Genomic DNA, 20,624 nt, shown 5'->3' with positions numbered 1-20,624 from the left:
CGGCGCTCAGCTCCGCTGGGTCTCCGTCTTGCGCCGCAGGACGTAGAGGGTGACGCCGCCGACGCCGAGGAGGGCCAGGGCCATGCCGCCGATCAGGGGGGTGACCTCGGAGCCGCCGGTGTCGGCGAGGTTGGCGTTCGTGGTGGTGACGCCCGCTGTCGCGGGGCTGGGCTCGGCCACGGTCTGGGTGGTGTCGCCGGCCGCGCTGCCCTGGGTCCGGCAGTCGAGAACTCCGGTGAAGCGCTGCTCCGGGCCGGCCGGCGTGCTGATGGTGAAGTCGTACGGCTGGTCTTCCTGGAGCGGCACGGAGACGGTCCGGGTCTCGCCGGGGGCGATGGTGTACTCGGTGTCCAGCAGGTCGAAGGTGAACGCCCCGTCACCCTCGTTGACCGCCGTGATGTCCAGGCCGGGGGTGTCCTCGGCCCCGTCCGTGCCGTCGGCCGCGCAGTTCTCCGCGGCGGACAGGGCCGGTATCGCGCCGCCGTCCGCCCAGGTGGCGGTCGCGGTCGCCGAGACCGTGGACTCGCTGGAACCGGCCAGGACCTGGGTCTGGCTGCGGCTCTCGGCGGCGAAGGCGCGACCCACCGGCACGCTGGTCGAGGCGTGCACGGCCAGCTCGGCCGTGCCGGCCACCGCGTCGTCGGGTATGTCGAACCAGACCTGGCCGCCGTCGGCGACGGTGGTGACCGGCTCGCCCTTCCGGTCGACGATCCGCACACCGCTGGTGGCGGCGTCGGCGGGCGGCGCCACGGCCGCGCTCCCCGCGTTGGTGCGCACCGTCACCGGTCCGAGCCGCTCCCCGGGCCGGCCGGAGACGGCGGGCGGGTCGACGGTGAGCGATGCCTCGGGTTCGGCCAGGTCGCGGGCGTGCTTCTCCAGGTAGTCCGCGAGCTTCTCGGCCTCGGGGTCGACGGCGTCGACGTCCGCCTGGTCCGAGTACCGCCAGATGGCCACCTGGGTGCCGGCCGCCGCGTCCGCCTCGGTGAGACCACCCCGGACGCCCGCCTTCTTCGCGAGCGCCGCGAGATCGTTGACCTGCGGATAGGAGTTCTGCACGATCCAGCGGACGCGGCCCGCGTCCTTGTTGCTGCCCAGCGACGTGCCGCTCCACGGCGTCTCGTGGTACTTGGCGTCCTTCTGCGTCGGGTTGAGGAGGTCGACGCAGTAGGTCTGGAGCATGCCGCCACCCTCGACGGACATCTCGAACAGGCCGGCCGAGATCTCCTGGTCGCCCGACTCCTCGTGCAGGACGGCGGCGCCGTACATCTTCAGGCCGCCCATGGTGGCCGTCGCGCCGCCCCGCGCCTGTCCCGGTGCCGTCTCCTGCGCGGCGGCTTGGCCGGCGCCCGCCAGCGCGGCGGTGGCCGCGGTGAGCGCGGACACCAGCGCGGAGGCGGTCAGACGTGCCGCACCTCGCCGGTGCGCGGACAGGTCGGTAAGCGAAGCAAGCACCAAATTCCCCTTCGAGCAGGACCGGTTGGCGTGGGGGCACGGTCCCACCAGCAGAATCAGCGGCCCCACAGGGCCTGTTCGGCATCCTAAGGATCTGGCACACCGCGCCTCCCGGTGAGGCCGTCCGATCACCGATCCGACTCGGAATCGTTATCGCACCACGGCGGACGAGCTGGGCTTATCGACAAATCCCCCCGGCGGGACCGGTATGCATCCGTCGATAAGCCGCCGAGCGAGCGGTTCCGGTCAATCGGTGGGTTCCGCCGCACACACCCCGCCCCCGGATCAGGCGCTCAGGTCACCGCGGCGGGTTCCGGGCGCTGGGCGGGCTCCTGGTCCCCGGGCCGCTCCGCGGGTGTCTCCCAGTCGGGTTCGGGGCGCGCGGCGGAGGCCGCCGCCTCGGGCCGGGTCACCCGCCGGAAGGCCGACGTGCCGCGCGCCATGTCGTGGCCGATGGCCACCGCGTCGATGTCCGCCGAGGTCCAGCTCTGTCCCTCGCGCACGTCGGTCCGCACCTTCAGCCGGCCCTGCACGATGACCGGCTCCCCCACGTCCAGCGATCCCGCCGCGTTGGCGGCGAGCTGGCGGTTGGCCCACACCGTGAAGAAGCTGGTGTGGCCGTCCGCCCACGCGCTCTTCTCGCGGTCCCAGTACCGCGCGGTGACCGCCAGCCGGAAACGGGCCGACGGGCCGTTCGCCAGTTCCCGGAAGACGGGCCGCGTCGCCACGTTGCCCACCACGCAGATCATCGTCTCGTTCATCGTCATCAACCCCTCCGCCGCCGACGGGGCTGTCCCGTACGGCCGGGGCGGTCGCGTCCGTCGCGATCGCCGCACGGCCAGACTGCGGGACGCCGTCCCGAGCCGCCGGGCCCTGTGGACGACGGCCGGCCTGTGGACAACTCCACCACCCGGAAGAGTGACGGCCGGCGTCCTCAGCCCACCCGGACCCCCGAACCCGGGACGCCCGGGACACCCGGCCCCGGGATCCCCGCCCCCGTCACCCGCCCGTACTGCTCCCGCACCTCCCGGTACCGCAGCAGTTCCGCCGCCACCGGGTCCAGCACCCTCGCCCGGCCGCACCCGGCGGCGGTCTCCCGCAGCCGGCGTTCCGCCTCCTGGCCGTACCGTCTGGCCGGGCCCCGTGCCGCCATGCGGCAGCTCCACTCGATGAGGGGGCCGCCGACGATCCCGCACACCATGAGCAGCACCGGCACGCCCAGGTTGGGCGACAGGACGCCGACGATCTGCCCCAGTAGCCACAGCCCGCCCACCACCTGCACCAGCGTCATCGCCGCCTGTGCCAGCACGGCCACCGGCCACCACCCCGGCCGCGGCGGGCGCCCCGGCGGCAGCCCGGAACGGGCGGCCAGTTCGTCGAGCGCCTCGGGCAGCCCCTGGGCACCCCGGACCGCCGCCTCGCGCACCGCCTGCGCCCAGGGCGCGGGCAGCCCGACGGACGCCCGGTCGGCCACCGTGCGCACCGCCTGCTCGACGCGCTGCCGGGCCGTGGCCTCCTCGTCTGCCTGGGCGCGCGGCGTCAGCCGTCCGGTGACGGGTTCGCGCCGCCCGTGGTGCCAGCGCCACAGCCGCAGCCAGGGCGTGCCGCACGCCCGGCTCGCGTTGCGCAGCCAGGCGCGTTCGGCCGCCTCGCCCGCCGCGGTCGCGCCCACCGCGTCCGCGAGCCGGTCGGCGAACTCCTCCCGCGCCTCCTCGCTCAGCCCGGTCCGCCGCCCGGTGACGTACACCGACCGCAGCCGCCACGCGGCGGCGTCCACGTCGGCGGAGATCCGGCGGGCCGGCGCCTCCCGGGCCGCCACGAACTGGCCGAGCGCCTCGCGCAGTTCCCCGAGGCCGTCCCCGGTGAGCGCGGACAGGGCGAGCACGGTCGCCCCCGGTTCGCCGTGCTCGCCGAGCGCGATGCCGTCCTCGTCGAGCAGGCGCCGCAGGTCGTCGAGGACCTGCTCGGCGGCCTCGCCGGGCAGCCGGTCGACCTGGTTGAGGACGACGAAGGTGACCTCGGCGTGGCCCGCCAGGGGGCGCAGATACCGCTCGTGGAGGATGGCGTCGGCGTACTTCTCCGGGTCGACGACCCAGATGACGGCGTCGACCAGGCCCAGGACCCGGTCGACCTGCTCCCGGTGCTGTACGGCGGCGGAGTCGTGGTCGGGCAGGTCGACGAGGACGAGTCCGCGCAGTTGCTCGTCGGCGCCGGGCTGCTGCACGGGCCTGCGGCGCAGCCGGCCGGGGATGCCGAGACGGTCCAGGAGGGTGGCCGCGCCGTCGCTCCAGCTGCACGCGATGGGCGCGGCGGTGGTCGGCCGGCGCACCCCGGTCTCCGAGATGTTGACCCCGGCGAGCGCGTTGAACAGCTGGGACTTGCCGCTCCCGGTCGCGCCCGCGAGGGCGACGACGGTGTGCTGTCCGGAGAGGCGGCGCCGCGCGGCGGCCTCGTCGAGGACCCGCCCGGCCTCGGCGAGGGTCCTGCTGTCCAGCCGGGTACGGGAGAGGCCGACCAGTTCGCGCAGGGCGTCGAGCCGGGAGCGGAGCGGGCCGTCGTAGGCGAGCGGGGTCACGGAGGAGAGGCCGCCGGAGGGACGGCTCTCGGTGAGGGGGGAGACGGCGGAGAAGGGGTCGGCGGTGTCGGTCTCGTTCACCCGGCGCGCGATCAGGCCGTCGTCCCAGGCGTCCTCGTCGCCCTCCGCGTCACCCGCGCGCGCGGGTGAGCCGTTCCCGCCGGGTGCGCGGGACGCCTCCGCGTGGCGCGCGCGTCCGGTGAGCGCCCTGCCGCGCGCCTCGCCCTTCCCGTCCTCGCCGCCCCGCTCCTCCTCGTGCTCCCCGTGTCCCTCCCCCTCTCCCTGCCCGTGTTCGTCCCCCCGTTCGCCGCGGCGCAGGAGACCCCGGAGCCCTCGCGGGCGTTCCTCGGCGTGCCTCTCATCGTCGCCCGGCGAACCGTCCGGTGCGGCCCTGGTGTTCCCCGTGTGGTCGCTGTGCTCGGTGGGGTCCTGGTCAGTGACGGCGGTCACCGGTCACCTCTCCTTCTGCAGCAGGGACAGCGCGGCGATGAGTTCGGCCTGCGGTTCGGGATGGACGTCCAGGGCGTCCAGCGGGGCGAGCCGGCGTTCGCGTTCGATGTGCATGATCCGGTCCACGTGTTCGGTGAGGAGGCTCCCGCCGCGGTCCCGCAGCCGCAGCGCGCCATGGGCGCCGATCCGCTCCGCGAGCGACTCCCCGGCGGTCCGCGCCCGGCGCCCGCCGAGCAGCACGGTGGCGACCAGGGCGGCGACCACCTCGGGGTCCGGGGCGAGGCTCCGGTCCAGCTCGCGGACCTCCTCGTCGGCGTACTCCTCCAGCTCGCGCCGCCACCGCCGTACGGCCAGCCCGATCCGGTGCTCGGGGCCGTCCGGGGCGGGGTCGCGGACCGTCAGGTCGGGGCAGGCGGCGGCCGGTTCGCGGCGCCACGCCTGGTCGACGCGCTCGTCGGCGGCGGTGACCGCGCACACCAGGAGCGCGCTCAGACTCTCCACCAGGGAGTCCAGCAGCTCCCCGGGGGCGCAGTCGAGCGGGAAAGCCCGCCAGCGTTTCAGGGCGTCCCCGGCGAGCACGGCGCCCGACTGCAACCTGCCCCGCACGCGCGCGTGCTCGCTGTCGTACGAGGCGTCGACGGCGGAGGTGAGCCGCAGGGCGGCGGAGTACTGCGCGGCGGCGGCACCGGCCAGCTCGGGCATCCGGCGCCTGAGGGAGTCCAGCAGGCCGTACGCCGTCCGGCCCATCACGTGGTGCCGGGCGGCGGGGTCCTGGGCCCGGTGCACGAGCCAGGCGCGCAGCGCGGCCACGGCGGTGGCCGGCAGCAGTCCGCCGCCCCACGCGGACTCGGGCAGCTCGGGCACGGTGAACCGGGGTACGTCGCCGAGGCCGGCCTTGGTGAGCAGGGCCGCGTACTGCCGGGAGACCTCGGAGACGACCTGGTGCGGCACCCGGTCCAGCACGGTGACGAGGGTGGCGTCGTACTCCTTGGCGGTGCGCAGCAGGTGCCAGGGGACGGCGTCGGCGTAGCGGGCGGCCGTGGTGACCATCACCCAGATGTCGGCGGCGCAGATCAGCTCGGCGGCCAGCGTGCGGTTGTCGGCGATCAGGGAGTCGATGTCGGGCGCGTCGAGGAGGGCGAGGCCCGGCGGCAGGGTGTCGGCGGTCTCGATGCGCAGCACGCGCGCGGGGTTCTCGCCGGGGAGCAGCAGGTCGTCGCCGGGGTCCTGGTGCGGCACCCACACGCGCGTGAGGTGCGGCAGCACCCGCATGCCGCTGAACCAGTGGTGGTCCTCCGGATGGCAGACCAGGACCGGGGTGCGTGTCGTCGGCCGCAGCACGCCGGCCTCGCTGACCCGGCGGCCCACGAGGGAGTTCACCAGGGTGGACTTCCCGGCGCCGGTGGAGCCGCCGACGACCGCGAGCAGCGGCGAGTCGGGGTCCCTGAGCCGGGGCACCAAGTAGTCGTCGAGCTGGGCGAGGAGTTCGTCGCGGTTGGCACGCGCGCGTGGCGCCCCCGCCAGGGGCAGCGGGAAGCGTGCGGCCGCGACACGGTCGCGCAGGGCGGAGAGTGCGTCGAGCAGCTGAGGCCGTACGTCCAAGGTCACCACATGGGAAGAATGCCCAATTTTAGGGGAATTCTGAAGCATATGAGTATGTCTGCGCGCCGACCCGACACTTGGGGCGGAAGGGGCGAGTAGGGCGAGAACGCAGTCCAGGCATAACGAGTGCACAACACCCGATGCGCGGGGCGTCAAAAGCGATGCGCGATTCGCACCTGCCTGCGATTATCGATGCTGCTTCACTGAACCTCCACATCGAGCCACGGAGGGGAAGCATCAGGGACGAGGAGCCGGGAGCCCTATCCTTGTCCCCGGCACCGTCACGGACCGGCCCGCACTCCGGCCACCAGGACGTCAGGCCACCACACCAGGCCCCCGTAGCTCAGTGGATAGAGCAGGCGCCTTCTAAGCGCTTGGCCGCAGGTTCGAGTCCTGCCGGGGGCGCCACCACCATGCCGCCATCCGGGGCACTAAGAGGTCGTCCTCGCCGAAGGTTTCCGGCTGTCCGGCCTCGGCCCGCTTCTCGCGTTCGGCGTACAGGTCGAAGCCGGGCCGGAACTCCTGGAAGACGTCGCGGTAGGCGCGGCCCTGGGCGATGACGGCGCCGAACATGGCGGCGAAGGTGTGGCGGGGGACGCCGAGCCAGTCGGCCCAGGTGCCGTACTCCCGGGTCTCGTCCACGAGGCACTCGCCGACATCGAACATCACTGCGCGAATCATGCGGGGGGGCGTACCCAGACACGACGAGGCGGCCCCCGCCGCCCGGGCGACGGGGGTCAGCCCGGTCCGCTACTCCGTGACTTCGTACGTCACCGTCTGCCCCGCGCACTCGCCGACCAGGTCCCGCAGCGTATCCGTTTCCGCCTCGTCCGCCGTCAGCTCCCAGCGGAGCTTCGTCCCCACCCACTCGGGTACGTACCGGCACAGCGTGCCTTCCGCCGGTGGCAGCCACTCCGCCGGGTCCTGGTCGCCCTTCGCCTGGTTCACCCGGTCCGTGACCGCGATCAACGACTCCTCCGCACCCTGGTCGTTGGCGTACGCCTCCCTCCGGGCGGCGGTCCAGTCCGACGCCCCGGAGTCCCACGCCTCCGCGAGCGGCACCATGTGGTCGATGTCCAGGTCCGCGACGTCCGTCTGTGTCCGCTCGTCGTAGTACGACCACCACGAACCACCCGTGATCTTTCACCGGGCTCCCACCGTCGGCGCCTCGACCGCCTCGGAGATGAGGATCTCCTTGCGGGTGTCACAGCCGTCCCGCTTCAGCCCCGCGTTCCAGTGCTTGAACAGGTTCCGGTCGTAGCCCGTCCGATCCTCGGCGCCCTCTGGGAGCTGACCCTCGCCTACCTCGCCGGAGCCGGCCACCGCATCCCGGTCGGACTGTCCGTCGCCCTCATGGCACTGCGTCATCCCTACGATGCCGCAGCCCAGGCCGGGTCCCTGGCGTCCTCACCGGCCACCCGCCCGTCGTCGCCTACGGCGCCGCCGAACTCCGCCGTAGCCGAGCACATCCGTGTCATGGGACGGCTACTCGAAGCGAACCGCGTGGACCACCGGGGCCCCTGTTCCACGTCGGCCGGATGGGCCTGCCGCGGCTGGCCACCGACGCCCTCCTCACCACCCCGGACGCTGAGATCGGCGCTGGCAGGCTGCGCCCGGGCATGGCCCGCGCGGCGGGCGCCTCGGCCGACGTCGCGGTCACCTGGCTCACCCCGCCCCCCTACGTACGCGACACCCTCCTGCCCGCCCTGTCGGCCGGCGCCACGTCGGCCGGGCGGACCCGGCCCGGGTCGCGACCGTGGTGCACGCCGCCCTGGGCCGGGACGGCCGCAACGCCCTCCTCCTGGCCCAGCTCGAAACCGGTGAACACCTCCGGGGCCACCACTACAGCGACATGCTGCGCCGCGCCGGCCTGGACGTTCACGTGTCCGACCCGGTGGGATCGGCCCGCGAACTGGTGGAAGAGCGCGTCTCCCTGTACGGCAAACCAGGTGACGTGGCCGCCGGCTCCGCGCCCACTACGAGGCCGGCATCGATGAGGTCGTCCTGATCCCGTTCGCCGTCGCCCGCGTCCACGGTATGGACGCCGCGTTCAGCGATGTGCGCGACATCCTGGCCGAGTTCGCCTGACCGTCCGGCAGCCGTGCGTCGGACGCGCAGAGGGAAGCCGCCGCGCGTCGACGGCACGGGAGGGAACCCGGCGCATCGCGCAGTCGGCACCGGCTTCGCCATCGACCGCGGACCGTTCTCGGGCGGCTCCGCAGCTATCTGGAGGTCAAGGCCGGCACGCTGCGCTTCCCCTCAACGGACGGGCGAGGTCCGGCGGCGGCAGAGGTGGCCCAGCAGCCCCTCTCCCTGAGTTTCGGCCGACCCTGCGAGTCCTGTGACAGCACCTTGGTCCCCTCGGCTGCAGTCCTGCCGGTCATTGCCGGGTGAACAACCCGGTCGTCACCCAGGCCAAGTTCGTCAGCTGCGCACATGCAGTCCGAAACCCGTGCGGCCTGCGGGCTCCAGTCCTTCCTTCAGACGCAGCGAGGGAATCTCGTAGTCCCCGAAGTTCTGCCGCCGGAACGCGATCGGTTCGGTCGACCCCATGGTCAGCAGGCGCTGCTCCCAGGCCTTGGCGACGTCCTGGTACTCCTCGTCGGTCATCCGGTCGGCGCTGTAGAGCACGAACGGCGGCAGCACCTCGATGCCCGGGTAGTAGAGGATGCCGTGCTGGATCGGGAAGAGCAGATCGTCGATGGGGCCGTTGATTCCGCGAGCGTCGTACTGCGATTCCGGACCGCCGGTGGTGACCGACAGCATGGCCCGCTTGCCCGCCAGGGTTCCTTCACCGTAACGTTCGCCGTACTTCGTTTCGTTATGCTCGCCGACGCCGTACGCGAAGCGGTAGGTGAACACCCGGTCCACCCAGCCCTTGAGGATCGCGGGCATCGTGTACCACCACAGCGGAAAATGGAAGATGATCGTGTCCGCCCACAGCAGCTTCTCCTGCTCGGCGAGGACATCCGCAGTGAGCGCACCGCTTTCGAAGGCCCGGCCTGAGTCGAGGGCGACCTTGAGCCGTTGCGAGGCATCCAGACCGTAGTCTGCGGCGTCCAGTACCGCCTTCCAGTTCATCGCGTAAAGATCGCTCACCTGTACCTCATGGCCAGCGCTCTCCAAAGTGGACACTGTCAGGTCCTTGAGCGAGCTGTTGAGCGACTTCGGCTCTGGGTGGGCGTGGACAACCAGCGTCTTCATGCGGCTATTCCTTCCGATCGTGTGACTTGACCCTAGGTCGCCATATGAGCCTCACTGCTGTCTCTCAGCGGGCTGGGCATGTTTCGTGATCGTTCGGACAGGACGCCCTCGTGCTCTGCCCGTCTACCGCACAGGCCGATTTCCCCCCGCCCCCGGGTAGGCGGTCCTCGGCCCCGCGCCTGTTCGGCTGATCGTGTTTGGCGACCCAGGTCTCACCCACGTCGTAGCGGGTGGCGCGATGCAAGCTCTTCGAGCCAGGTGGCCTGCCGGCCCACGAGGTACGCCGCAAGAAGCTCACCGGACGCTGGTCGGAGTTCTTCCTCGCCCGGCTTCAGCAGATCAGCCCCGACGTCGAGACCGCCTTCATCGACCCCGGTGACTTCACCACCCGCGTCAAGGAACGCCACGACGTCGACAAGACCTTCGCCCACAGTTCAGTCGGCGGCAGCCCGAGGGCCGCCACCAACGTCGCGCTGCTCCTGGCCCTGCGCGACCTCGGCCGCGTCGACCCCGCCGTCCGCGTGCCCCCGCTGCTCATCATCGACTCCCTCCTGGCCGGCCTCGGATCCCAGGGCCTGGACCACGCCACCGGGCTGCGGCTGATCAACACCTTCATCGACATAGCCGACGACGCCTCACCCGACGGCTACGCCTGCCAGGTCATCGCCGCCACCAACGACCCCCTCCCCCGCTCCTAGCCAGGCGTACGTGAGATCCGCATCGACACCGACAACCGGTTCTCCGACCACGCACCGCACCGCACCGTCTGATGCCTGCCCCTGCAGGCGGACCGGCGGCGAGCGCTGCGCCCCATTGGTTGATCGCAGTGCTCTCCGGCCACCACGCCTCTCGGCTACTCCATTTCCCCTGCACCCGGCCGTTCCAGCGCTTGGCCGCAGGTTCGAGTCCTGCCGGGGGCGCCACCACCATGCCGCCATCCGGGGCACTAACACGCAGGTCAGAGCCCCTAGAGCGACGCCCCAGCGAGAGTCCCACGCCCACACTCCGCAGGCGTCGATGTCCAGCTGGAACCGACCGAATCCGGGCCCCTACGGGTGTTCGTCCCACATACGTCCCAAGGAATCAGGCGCCCGAGGCCCCCTCCAGTGGGCACAGCGAAGCGGCCCCGCCCCCGCTCCCACGGGGCCGAGGCCGCTCGTCGTGCGCCCGCCGATTGATGATCTTCATCGTCTTCGAGGGCCTAGATTCCGCCGACCTCGCCATCGATGCAGCGCGCGTACGTGGCGAGCAGCACCTGGACACTATTACCCGTTCCGAAAGGACCTCCTCGCGCGCTTTGCCCCAGACACGCCGAAACACGGACCCTGCAAGCAGGCCACCCTTTTCACCCGGAAAGAGCAGGTCAGCCTCCCTAGTGATCTGAGTCGGAGATTCGTCGGCAGTAGGCGGCGACTTAGTCCAGGATCTCGTCGCGGTCTTGGTCCAGACGAAGGGCCGGGGGTGTTCGTTCCAGTCCGCGAGCCAGCCACGGATGTCGCGTTCGAGGGCCTGTTCCGGTCCAACTCCTCCTCAATGGTGCGGAAGGTGGCCATGAGGGCGTCGGCTCCGGGACCGGCGGGCAGAAGTCCCTGCTTGAACTGGCGGAAAGCCTCGACTGTCCGGGCCAGCTTCTCCTTGGCCCCGGCCTGCTTCCATTCCTGGTGGAATCCGGCTTGCGCGCCGCCGGGCCGGGCCAGGGCCTGTCGTTTGGATCAGGTCGCGGGGAATCGGCTGTGCCTTCCTCGTGCCGGTGAGCGGGGCCTGGTGCGTGCGGATGCAAGGCGGAGGAGGGAGTCGACGCGGAGCGTCGGCGAGTGACGACAACGCGGCAGGTGCGCGTGCAAGGCCCCGCGTCCGCGGCGTGATCCAAACGACAGGCCCTAATGGTGGAGTCGGATATCGGAACGGACGGCATAGCAGAGACCAGACCGTGGCCGGGCAGGAGCATGGAGACGCCGGCGAGTTCGTTGCAACAAGTGCGCGAACAGAGCCAGTGCTCCGTTGCTATAGATCGATGACGAAGGCGGCGTGATCCCGGCAGCTTCGCGGCAGGTGATGAGGGATGGGTGCGGCGTCTGTTCAGTTCCGGGCTGCCCGGTCGAAGTCGAGGAGCATCGAGATGAAGAATCCGGGGTTCTCCTCGGCGACCCAGTGCCCGGCATCGGGGACGATGGTGTGGGTGACGTCGTCGGCGTGTTCGCGCATCATGTCGCCGGCCATTGCCGCATAGTCGTGGCCCGCTCCGCCGGTCGCCAGGACCGGCATGGTCAGCTTGCCGTCACGGGCGAGAGCCGCCTTGTTGACCTCGGCGTCGTGGTCGAAGGCCCGGTACAGCTCGGCGGAGGCGGTGCCCGGTCCGCGGGACGGACTGGGCACCCAGGGTCGACCGGAGTCCGCCGGCGGTCTTCTGCTCGCGGCGGCCGCGGTGCCCGCGAAGCGGATCGCGGCCGGCACCTCGCGTTCTCCTCGCCGACGGCGCCCTCCACCCTGCGGGCGGACAGCGAACCTCGCGTCGGACCGCTCAGAGCCCTAGGCCCAGGCCGGCCAGAAGGGCTCCGAGTTGAGGCGCGATGCCGTTCACCGCACCGAGAGCGATGCCGATCACGCTGTCGAGCAAACCACCGACGACGGGCAGTCCCATCACCACTCCTACCATATGGACGGAAACACTGATTCACATGACGTTATCCGTCACAGCACGCTTTGGACTCCTCTGTCAGGGTCTCCAGTCACCCTTTGACCCTCATGGCCGTACGTCAGGCGACGCGGCCGGGGACCGCGGGGGAACCGCCGACGCAGTTGTCGGGGGACGCGGCCGACCGGGGTGAGGGTCATGGTGCTGTTTCGCGGTAGTCGCCGCCGGCCGGGGGCAGCGCAGTGTCGGCACTGACAGGTGTGCTGCACAGAGTGGTTGCGGTGGAGTCTTGGCGGCGCTGCCATGCCACCGCCCTGGGAGGCCGTTGTGGATGCCCCCGCCCCGGCCGGTGCAGGTGTTGTCCGAGACGGTGCCGCCCGTGAAGGTCGCCGTCGCTCCCGCCATGGGGGACACGATGTCCTTGCTGGCGAGTCCGCCGCCCTTGCCCGGTGGGCTGTTGCCGGTGAGCGGACCGGCGTGGGGGACGGCACCGAGGTTGGGGACGCCGCCGCCGTCCGTGGCGGCCCTGTCCTTGCTGAGGGGATCGCCCTTGGAGGTGAGGTCGCCGCCGCCGGCGCCCCTTGGCGATACGGACGGCGGGGGTGAGCGGTGCCGTCGAGCGGGTGACGGTGCTGTCGTCACCGGTGGGGGTGATGGTGGTGGCGATGACCGGGAGGGCGTCGGGGCCGTTCCCGTCACCGCTGGGGGGCCGCGGTGACGGTGTACGTGCAGCCCGACGCGAGGACGACGTTGCCCCCGCCCGCGGCGTTGACGGTCCGCGAAGTACGCCCCGCGACCGGCGTGCTCGCTGGTGATGCCGCTCGGGCGCCGCTTCCACGGATCGGCCCAGTGCTCGATGCCGCGCTCACACAGCCGCTGATACGCGCGGTCGAACAACTCGTCGTCGACCAGGAACACGTGATGCCGCATCCGGATCTCCACCGGTGGCTCGGCGAGCTGAAGCAGCACGCCGTCGGGGAGCCGGATGCCGGCGAACGGGCCCCAGGACGGCGCTTCAGGGCTTCCGACAGCCGGCGGAAGAACTGAGCCGACACCTCGCGGTCTTCGGCGGCGATGATTCGGACATCGTGGTTGTTCGACACGGAGGAGTGGCTCACGCCGCGTGAACGTGGGGAGGTCACGGGTGGCCACTCCGTAGGTGGCGGCGCAGTGGCGGTACCGCCCGTCCCCCGGCCCGACGGCTCGTACTCCACGATGGCCGGTGCGATCCGAAGGCCGGTTCCTACGCCGCGAGAGGATGGATCTTTCCCCTACGGCCTTGAGTCATGTGAAGATATCGGCGATGCCATGTCGCCCCATGGGGAGCCACCCCCCGGCTTGCCGGAAGGGCGCGGTCTCCCCAGATGTCTCCCAGCCGCACTGGGGCATCACCAGTTCAACGGGTCGGCGCGGCTCGGAGCGGGGTGCGCACCACGAGGGGACGGACGCCTTCTCGACGCTCTCACAGGTTCGGGTCCTGCCATTGGGGGGGGCGCCACCGCTCGTTCGTCCGGGAAATGCGGAGTGCCGGGAAGACCGGGGAGGGAGCCGCCGCGTGCGGTTGCGTTGTGTCGTCCTGGACGACTTCCAGCGGGTGGCGACCGAGGCGGCCGACTGGTCGCCGCTGCGGGACCGGGTGGACGTCGTCCCCCTCGACACGCACCTGCCCGACGAGGACGCGCTGGCCGCGGCACTCGCCGACGCCGACATCGTGGTCACCCTGCGCGAGCGGGTCGCGTTCCCCGGGTCGCTGATCGCCCGGCTGCCCCGGCTGAAACTGATCGTCGCCTCCGGCATGCGTAACAGCGTCATCGACCACGCCGCCGCCGAACGGCACGGCGTCACCGTGTGCGGGACGGCCTCCTCCTCCGCCCCGCCCGTCGAGCTGACCTGGGCGCTGCTGCTCGGGCTGGCGCGCGGCCTCGTCGAGGAGAGCAACGGGCTGCGCGCCGGCGGGCCCTGGCAGCGCACCGTGGGCGCCGATCTGCACGGCCGCCGGCTGGGACTGCTGGGCCTCGGCAAGATCGGCAGCCGGGTCGCGCGGGTCGGCCTCGCCTTCGGGATGCGGGTCGGCGCGTGGAGCCAGAACCTCACCCGGGAGCACGCCGACGAGGTCGGTGTCGACCTCGCCCCGTCCAAGGAGGCGCTGCTCGCGGAGAGCGACTTCGTCTCCGTCCACCTCGCCCTCGGCGAGCGCACCCGCGGCCTGCTCGGCGCCGCCGAACTCGCGCTCCTCAAGCCGACCGCGTATCTGGTCAACACCTCGCGCGCGGCCATCGTCGACCAGGACGCGCTGCTCGCGGCCCTGCGCGAGGGCCGCATCGCGGGCGCCGGCGTCGACGTCTTCGACACCGAGCCGCTGCCGGCGGACCATCCGATGCGGACCGCGCCCCGGCTGCTCGCCACACCCCACCTGGGGTACGTGACGCGCGGCAACTACGCGACGTACTACGGCCAGGCCGTCGAGGCAATCGAGGCGTTCCTCGCCGGCTCCCCCGTACGACGGCTGCCCTGAGCCCCCGCCGGTCAGGCGGTGCGGGTGTCCCGCCGGTCAGGCGGTGCGGGTGTCCCGCGCGGGGTGGGGACGCCGGTAGACGCCGCCGCTGCGGCGCAGGTGGTCCAGGTCCACGAGGTGCCGCCGGAGCGTCACATGGTCGACGTCGCCCTCCTCGCACCAGGCCCGCAGCTTCTCGTCGACGACGCGCTCGGGGTACTCCACGCCGGGCTCGAAGGTGCGTTCGGCGATGTGGCGCAGTACCAGCTTCTTACGCGTCCACCGGGCGGGCAGCCGGAGCAGCCGGCCGTCCCGGACGAAGGTCCGCACCACCAGGTCGGCCTTGGCCGCCCCGTCCGTCCGCGCGTCGCCGTCGACGGCTGCCGCGGGGGCCGGGCGGTCCGTCCGGGCGGCCTCCCGGAGCCGGTCGTGGGCCACGGTGAGCGCCCCGTCGCCGTCGAAGGCCACCACGCCGCCGTCCCGCAGCCGGCGCAGGGCGGCGGCCGTCTCCTTCGGGGACAGTCCGGCCGTCGCGGCGACGCGCTCGGCGCTGCCCGCGCCGAGGGCCACGGCCGCGAAGGCGCGCACCCGGCCCTCGTCGGCGAGGAGGGCCGCCAGGCGCGGCAGCGGGGACGACGGGTCACCGGTCTCGGTTGTCATGCGGGGAGGCTAGCCAAGACCCCCGCCGGACACGGAGCGAATTTCCGCGCTGTTCGAGAAGGGTGATCCGGGCGGTTCCGCCGTGACCAGCCCCCGCGTCGCGGCGTTGAACGACAAGTGCGGCGGCAACCCCGGCCGTCGCGCTTCCCCCGAGTCAGAAGGAGAACGTGATGTCTCGCATCGCGAAGGCCGCCGGTGTCGTCCTCGGCACCGGTGCCGTGGTCATCAGCGGCGCCGGCCTGGCCATGGCGGACGCTGGCGCGCAGGGTGCCGCCATCGGCTCCCCGGGCGTCCTGTCCGGCAACGTCGTCCAGATCCCGGTCGACGTGCCGATCAACATCTGCGGCAACACCATCAACGTGATCGGCCTGCTGAACCCGGCGTTCGGCAACTCCTGCGAGGAGAAGGACGAGCACAAGGGCGGCCACGGCTACGGCCGCTGACCCCGCACCCCGCACGGCAGGGCCCCGGCGTGTAGCGCGCCGGGGCCCTGCCGCGTTCCCCGGGCGGTCAGGCGTACCGGTAGATCCGGCTGTGGTCCTCCAGTTCGTCGGGGGTCGTGTCCCACGGCGGGAGCCGCTCGTGCCGGGCCACGATCCGGCCGTGCTGGGCGCTGCCCCGGCCGGGCGGTTCGGCGGGGAGGTAGCGGGGCCGGCCGTGCCGCCGCTGCCAGCGGGACCACTGGAGGTCGACGAAGGCGTGCACCAGCCAGAAGACGGGGTCGTTGACGGAGGCGCCGCCGAGCATGGCGCCGCCGACCCAGCGGTGCACCCGGTTGTGGTTGCGCCAGGAGGCGCTGCCGCGTCCGCTGCCCCATCCCTCCAGCTTGTTGCGGAACCCCTTGCCCGCGGTGGAGTCCCAGGGGGCGGTGTCGTAGACGGGGTCCTTCAGGGCCCACTCCAGGTCGCTCCTGGTGGGCAGCTGGATCGGGTCGCGGCGGCGGCCGAGGTCCCGGGTGAGGAACTCGGTGTCGGTCACGTTCTCCGTCAGCGTCCAGTTGCCCTCCGCGTGGGCGAACGGCCCGGTCGTCACCCGCTGGTCGGAGGGGCGGCCGGTGCCGCCGAGGAGGTCGGCCGTCCAGGGCGCGGCCGTGGCCGAGCGGTTCTTCGTCCAGTCCCAGTACGGCACCGTCACGGAGGAGTCCACGCGGCGCAGCGCCCGCTCCAGATCCAGCAGGAACCGCCGGTGCCAGGGGAGGAAGGACGGCGCCATGTGGGCCGTGCGCAGGCCGTCCTCGCCGTCGGAGACGTAGTACTCGATGTGGATGCGGACGAACTCGTCGTACTCGCCGCGGCGTTTGATCTCCAGCAGCGCCCCGACGAAACGCCGCCGTTCGGCCTTCGTCAGGGTGCTGACGTCCTTACGCGTGTACGCCATGCCCGCCTCCCGTGTGGGGGCCCGTCTCGCGCAGGTGCCGGCCGGGGCCGAGTTCGTCCACGGCGGCGCGGGCCGCGTCGAGCGGGGTGGCGTACGAGCGGTAGTGGTCGACCATCGTCAGCCAGGTGCCGTCGGCGCGGCGCATGAGGTGCAGGGGCCGGTCGTCCACGGTGACGTGCCAGGCCCCGGCGCCGGCGGCCGGCCGGACGCCGCGGATACGGCGGCCCCGGTAGGTCTCCTCGAAGACGGTGCCCTGCGGACCGTCGGCGAGGTGCGGGGCGGCGGTGTCCGGCCGGGTGGCACGGGAGACGGCCGAAGCCGCGGGGACGGCGGCCGTGGCGAGCGCGGCGGGGAGGAGCAGCCGCCGGATGACGCCCCGTCTGGTGGGGAGCGCTGGTTCCGGTGCCGCGGGGACAGGGGTCTCGGTGGGTGCGTTCGGCGCGCTGACGGCCATGTGCGGGCTCCTCGTCCGGTTCGGTCGGGTACGTACCGGTAACCGGGCGGCGGCCCGCGTGGTCACCGCCGGTGGGCCGGACGGGGACGCGGGGTCCGCCGAGGAGGCCGGGCGCGGGGTGGCCTCCAGGCCCGGACCGGCGCCCAGGCCGGCCGTCGGCACCGTGCGCACCCTGGGGGCCGGCCCGCCCGCCTGGGCCGGGCCGCCGGCAGGCCGAACGCCCCGGCGCGCGGCGCGCTGAGCGGGACGTCCGCCGACAGTCCCGGCGTCAGGACCCGCAGGCCGGAGGCGGGGGCGTCCAGGCCGGCGTGGGCGAAGCCGTCGCCGCCGAGGCGCGGCAGGAGTCGGGGCCGGCCCTCGACGTGGCGCGGTCCCTCCGGGGCGCCCGGCTGCGAAAGCGGAAACCGTGAAAGCGGAAACCGTGAAAGCGGAGGGCCGCGCAGGGGCCCGCGAGCCGCGACGGCGAAAGCCCCGCGGCCCGCGCTTTCGCGGCGTACGCGGAACGAACGGGGACGGCCGGGATTCAGCGGCCGAGCGGAAGACCGCCGAGCAGCCCGCCCTTGGAGTTCAGCTTCGAGGTCGCGCCTTTGACGTCGTGCAGCACGGAGTCCTTGTTCTCGGTGTCCAGCAGGTTCGACTGGCGGGACTGGTGCTTGATCGGCATCGGGTCGAGCGCGGGGCCCGCGGTGAGCGCGTTCACCGCGCCGTTGAGGCTGGTCGGCGTGAGGGCGGCGGTGTCGGCGGGGTCGTAGGCGAAGGCGGGCGCGGCGGCTGAGGCGGCGACCAGGGTTCCGGCGAGGACAGCGGCGGCCTTCAGCGACTTCATCGTGTTCCTTTCTTCGGCGACCGGTGTCGCCGGGGGAATTCTGACGCCGTGCCCAACGACTCCCGCGCAGTGCGGAAACTCCCGCCTCTTTTTCTCATATGAGAGTCCGGATGCCGGACCGCGGTCCCGCATGCCGTTGTGCCGGCCCGGAAGGGAAGGCCGGCACAACGCGTCCCCGCTGTTCTCCGCGAACCGTCAGTCGCGCGACGCCTGCGGCAGACCGGCCAGGTCGGGCGCGGGCAGCCGGCCGGCGGCCAGGGTGGCGGCGATGACGTTGACGGCGCTGGTGACGACCTTGTCGGCGGCCGGGCGGACCTGCTCGGTGTCGCCGGCGACACTGGCCCGGATCAGGGCGTCGACCTGCTTCTGGAGCCCGCTCGTCGCCCGGGCGGCGAGGTCGGCGGCCGGGGCGTCGGAGCGGGCCGGCAGCGTGGTCGGCGCGTCGGCGCCCTGGGCCGTGCCGTTCGGGGTGGTGGCGGCCGGGGGACGGGCCGGCGAGTTCGCGTTCGGCTTGGCGGCTGTGCCCGACGCGTTCGCCTGGGCGAGCGCCTCGCGGACGGCCTGGGCGTGCTGGTCCGCCTGGGTCTGCGAGAGCCGGCCGCTGCCGGACCCGATGACGGCCTCGATCAGGTCGGCGACGGGGCTGAGCACGCTGCCGATCAGGCCGAGGTCCTTGGCCTGGTCGCGCAGCTCGCCGGTGTCGGGCAACGGCGCCTGGGACGTGGCGCGCTCCCGGACCGTGCCGCCGTCGGCCGCCATGGCGACCGGTGCGGTGACGCCGAGCACGAGGCCGGCGCAGAGTGCGGAAGCGGCGATACGCCGTGCGGGCAGACGCATGGGGGTTCCTTTCGGTGGTGCGTCGGATGGTGTGCCCACCGTGGAATCGCCGTCCACTCCCTGCAACCGAGCGGTTGCTCCGTGTGCCCGGCCGGTTTCCGCGACCGCCGCTTCCTGCCTGGTCGGGGGCGTGTCACGACCCGTCCGCCGGGTCGGGTGCGCCGCCCCCCATTCGAGGCAGGCGGGAGAACGGGGAAACGAGGGAAGGGGGTGACGCGGACGGCCGCCCGGCCGCGGGGGAACCGCGGCACGGACGGCCGGTACGGTGCGAACGAGCCGACGTCAGTCGTTCTCGCACTCGTTGCCGAACGCCGGGTTCAGCAGACCGATGATGTCGATGGTGTTGCCGCAGACGTTGACCGGGATGTGGACCGGAACCTGCAGAACGTTGCCCGACAGCACGCCCGGGGAGTGGGCGGCGGCGGCCTGCGCGCCGGCATCGGCGGCGGCGACACCGGCGGTGCCCGCCACCGCGGCGGCGGTGACGGAGGTCAGGGCCAGGCCCTTCGCGATACGCGACATGGAGAGGTGCTCCTTGGGGTTGACACAAACATGCGGGCGGGATGCCCGGCGCAGTGTCAACGCGTGGCGCCCGCGCGAGTTGTGCCGCCAATGGAGTGATCTCCCCGGGGGTGCCCTTTCACCGATCCGACACACTTTTCCGGTTTCTCCGGATTAGTCCGTAAAGCGGCTACAGTCCTCACCGTCCGACGCACCGGCGGACGGACCCGGGTGGTGACCGGCCGGTCTCCGGCCCGTTCCGAGGAAGTCGCGCATGCACCAGTCACCGACCGACCGCCCTCGACCGCGGGTCCTGCACATCACCCAGCCGGTGGACGGCGGGGTCGCCCGCGTGCTGGCGGACCTGACCCGCGCTCAGCTCGCGGCCGGTCTCGATGTCGTGGTCGCCTGTCCGGAGAGCGCGACGGCCGCCGCGCTGCGGTCGCTGGGCGCGGACGTACGGCCCTGGGGGGCGGTCCGCGCGCCCGGTCCCGCGACGGTCACGGAGGTGCGGCGGCTCTCGGCGGTGATCGGCGCCGTCCGGCCCGACCTGGTGCACGCGCACAGCGCGAAGGCCGGTCTCGCCGGGCGGCTCGCCGTACGGGGGCGGATTCCGACGGTCTTCCAGCCGCACGCCTGGTCGTTCGAGGCGGTCCGGGGCGTGGCGGCCGGGCTGGCGCTCGGCTGGGAGCGCCGGGGGGCGCGGTGGGCGGCGCGAGTGGTGTGCGTCAGCGAGGGGGAGCGGCTGCGGGGCGCGCTGGCGGGCGTCCGCGCCCGGTGGGCGGTGATCCCGAACGGTGTGGACCCGGACCGCTTCTCCCCCGGCCCGGCCGCCCCCGCCGTACGTCCGCCGCTGCCGGCCGGGGACGGTGAGGCGGACGGGCCGCTGGTGGTGTGCGTGGGACGGCTGTGCCGGCAGAAGGGGCAGGACGTGCTGCTGGCGGCGTGGCCGCGGGTCGCCGAGAAGGTCCCCGGGGCCCGGCTGGTGCTGGTCGGTGACGGTCCCGACCGGGAGCGGCTGGCGGCCGCGGCGCCCGCGTCGGTGCGGTTCGCGGGGGCGGTCGAGGACCCGGTGCCCTGGTACCGGGCGGCCGGTCTGGTGGTCCTGCCGTCCCGCTGGGAGGGCATGGCGCTGGCACCGCTGGAGGCGATGGCCTGCGGCCGGCCGGTGGTGGTGACGGACGTGGACGGCGCGCGGGAGTGCCTGCCCCCGGCGCTCGTCCCGCACTGCCTTATCCCGCCCGGGGACCCGGCGGCGCTGGCGGACGCGGTGAGCGCGCTGCTGCTCGACGCGCCCCTGGGGGCGTCGCTGGGCCGGCGCGGGCGGGCGCACGTGCTCGCCGCCCACGACGTACGCCGCACGGCCGCCGCCGTCACGGAGCTGTACCGCACGCTGCTGACCGGGGGCGCGGAGCCGCGGAGCCGCGCCGCTGCCCGCACGCCCCTCGACGCCGGCCCGGCACCGCGCCGCCCCGCCCACCACGCGCCCCCCGGCACCGGCCCGGCGGCGGCCGGTGCTCCGGAGCGCCCGCCCGCCGGGGACGCCTCGGTGACCGG

16 protein-coding genes, 1 tRNA gene and 4 pseudogenes are annotated in these 20,624 nt (G+C 73.1%); 6 read left to right on the top strand and 15 right to left on the bottom strand.

The features are described 5' to 3' along the window. Window positions 1-6: 6 nt before the first annotated feature. The 4 genes from Sdagh_RS29295 to Sdagh_RS29280 all read right to left on the bottom strand — a co-directional run bounded on the left by Sdagh_RS29295 (window position 7) and on the right by Sdagh_RS29280 (window position 6,088). Entirely contained in the window at window positions 7-1,452 is a 1,446-nt protein-coding gene (locus Sdagh_RS29295; protein ID WP_190077214.1) for a Cys-Gln thioester bond-forming surface protein, read from the bottom strand. Window positions 1,453-1,745: 293 nt separating this feature from the next. Next, complete coding sequence (locus Sdagh_RS29290) at window positions 1,746-2,213, bottom strand: single-stranded DNA-binding protein (protein ID WP_190008255.1); 468 nt, start codon at window positions 2,211-2,213, stop codon at window positions 1,746-1,748. A gap of 173 nt (window positions 2,214-2,386) precedes the next feature. Further along, window positions 2,387-4,477, bottom strand: a complete 2,091-nt coding sequence (locus Sdagh_RS29285; RefSeq protein ID WP_190077213.1) for a YfjP family GTPase — start codon at window positions 4,475-4,477, stop codon at window positions 2,387-2,389. A 3-nt stretch (window positions 4,478-4,480) separates the two neighbouring features. Next, window positions 4,481-6,088, bottom strand: a complete 1,608-nt coding sequence (locus Sdagh_RS29280; protein ID WP_190077212.1) for a dynamin family protein — start codon at window positions 6,086-6,088, stop codon at window positions 4,481-4,483. 323 nt (window positions 6,089-6,411) lie between these two features. Between Sdagh_RS29280 and Sdagh_RS29275 the strand changes: the two genes are divergently transcribed. Next, window positions 6,412-6,487, top strand: a tRNA-Arg gene (locus tag Sdagh_RS29275). Window positions 6,488-6,514: 27 nt separating this feature from the next. Here the strand turns inward: Sdagh_RS29275 and Sdagh_RS29270 are convergent. Both Sdagh_RS29270 and Sdagh_RS29265 read right to left on the bottom strand, forming a co-directional pair. Continuing rightward, window positions 6,515-6,760, bottom strand: a pseudogene (locus tag Sdagh_RS29270) (haloacid dehalogenase); the annotation flags it as partial. 69 nt (window positions 6,761-6,829) lie between these two features. Next, window positions 6,830-7,447, bottom strand: a pseudogene (locus Sdagh_RS29265) (HNH endonuclease family protein). A gap of 388 nt (window positions 7,448-7,835) precedes the next feature. On the opposite strand from Sdagh_RS29265, the gene Sdagh_RS29260 reads away from it, so the two are divergent. Next, window positions 7,836-8,087, top strand: a complete 252-nt coding sequence (locus Sdagh_RS29260) for a hypothetical protein (protein ID WP_189412496.1) — start codon at window positions 7,836-7,838, stop codon at window positions 8,085-8,087. Between the two features lie 416 nt (window positions 8,088-8,503). Here Sdagh_RS29260 and Sdagh_RS29255 read toward each other — a convergent pair whose 3' ends face one another. Continuing rightward, window positions 8,504-9,283: an NAD(P)H-dependent oxidoreductase gene (locus Sdagh_RS29255; RefSeq protein ID WP_189412494.1), complete on the bottom strand. Its 780-nt coding sequence runs from the start codon at window positions 9,281-9,283 to the stop codon at window positions 8,504-8,506. 230 nt (window positions 9,284-9,513) lie between these two features. Between Sdagh_RS29255 and Sdagh_RS29250 the strand changes: the two genes are divergently transcribed. Then, a complete protein-coding gene (locus Sdagh_RS29250; RefSeq protein WP_189412493.1) occupies window positions 9,514-9,981 on the top strand; it encodes a hypothetical protein in 468 nt (155 codons plus the stop codon). A gap of 1,381 nt (window positions 9,982-11,362) precedes the next feature. Here Sdagh_RS29250 and Sdagh_RS29245 read toward each other — a convergent pair. Together Sdagh_RS29245 and Sdagh_RS29240 are read right to left on the bottom strand one after the other, a co-directional pair. Further along, a complete protein-coding gene (locus tag Sdagh_RS29245; RefSeq protein ID WP_226535944.1) occupies window positions 11,363-11,737 on the bottom strand; it encodes an alpha/beta fold hydrolase in 375 nt (124 codons plus the stop codon). Between the two features lie 955 nt (window positions 11,738-12,692). After that, window positions 12,693-13,036 (bottom strand): annotated as a pseudogene (locus Sdagh_RS29240) (VOC family protein); the annotation flags it as partial. Window positions 13,037-13,473: 437 nt separating this feature from the next. Here Sdagh_RS29240 and Sdagh_RS29235 point away from each other — a divergent pair. Next, window positions 13,474-14,433, top strand: coding sequence for a D-2-hydroxyacid dehydrogenase family protein (locus tag Sdagh_RS29235; RefSeq protein WP_189412487.1), 960 nt, complete (start codon window positions 13,474-13,476; stop codon window positions 14,431-14,433). 36 nt (window positions 14,434-14,469) lie between these two features. Here Sdagh_RS29235 and Sdagh_RS29230 read toward each other — a convergent pair whose 3' ends face one another. Further along, window positions 14,470-15,072 carry a DUF2087 domain-containing protein gene (locus Sdagh_RS29230; protein ID WP_189412485.1) on the bottom strand — a complete coding sequence of 201 codons (603 nt, stop codon included), beginning with the start codon at window positions 15,070-15,072 and terminating at the stop codon, window positions 14,470-14,472. A 170-nt stretch (window positions 15,073-15,242) separates the two neighbouring features. Between Sdagh_RS29230 and Sdagh_RS29225 the strand changes: the two genes are divergently transcribed. Next, a complete protein-coding gene (locus Sdagh_RS29225) occupies window positions 15,243-15,515 on the top strand; it encodes a chaplin (RefSeq protein WP_189412483.1) in 273 nt (90 codons plus the stop codon). 67 nt (window positions 15,516-15,582) lie between these two features. Here Sdagh_RS29225 and Sdagh_RS29220 read toward each other — a convergent pair whose 3' ends face one another. The 5 genes from Sdagh_RS29220 to chpG all read right to left on the bottom strand — a co-directional run bounded on the left by Sdagh_RS29220 (window position 15,583) and on the right by chpG (window position 19,088). Beyond that, window positions 15,583-16,449: a tyrosinase family protein gene (locus Sdagh_RS29220; protein ID WP_189412481.1), complete on the bottom strand. Its 867-nt coding sequence runs from the start codon at window positions 16,447-16,449 to the stop codon at window positions 15,583-15,585. Next, entirely contained in the window at window positions 16,433-16,903 is a 471-nt protein-coding gene (locus Sdagh_RS29215) for a tyrosinase family oxidase copper chaperone (RefSeq protein WP_189412479.1), read from the bottom strand. The genes Sdagh_RS29220 and Sdagh_RS29215 overlap by 17 nt, the downstream gene beginning before the upstream one ends. Before the next feature lie 523 nt (window positions 16,904-17,426). Beyond that, the gene (locus Sdagh_RS29205; RefSeq protein WP_189412477.1) at window positions 17,427-17,729 is read right to left on the bottom strand and encodes a hypothetical protein; all 303 of its coding nucleotides are present in this window, start codon (window positions 17,727-17,729) and stop codon (window positions 17,427-17,429) included. 195 nt (window positions 17,730-17,924) lie between these two features. Next, the gene (locus Sdagh_RS29200; protein ID WP_189412475.1) at window positions 17,925-18,566 is read right to left on the bottom strand and encodes a hypothetical protein; all 642 of its coding nucleotides are present in this window, start codon (window positions 18,564-18,566) and stop codon (window positions 17,925-17,927) included. A 282-nt stretch (window positions 18,567-18,848) separates the two neighbouring features. Beyond that, the gene (chpG, locus tag Sdagh_RS29195) at window positions 18,849-19,088 is read right to left on the bottom strand and encodes a chaplin ChpG (RefSeq protein ID WP_189412473.1); all 240 of its coding nucleotides are present in this window, start codon (window positions 19,086-19,088) and stop codon (window positions 18,849-18,851) included. A gap of 253 nt (window positions 19,089-19,341) precedes the next feature. Here chpG and Sdagh_RS29190 point away from each other — a divergent pair. Next, window positions 19,342-20,559, top strand: a pseudogene (locus Sdagh_RS29190) (glycosyltransferase); the annotation flags it as partial. Window positions 20,560-20,624 lie beyond the last annotated feature (65 nt).

Source organism: Streptomyces daghestanicus (assembly GCF_020521275.1).
Classification (GTDB): domain Bacteria; phylum Actinomycetota; class Actinomycetes; order Streptomycetales; family Streptomycetaceae; genus Streptomyces; species Streptomyces griseoviridis.
The sequence above is the reverse complement of the archived record's forward strand: the minus strand, read 5'-3'. Positions and strand labels throughout refer to the sequence as shown.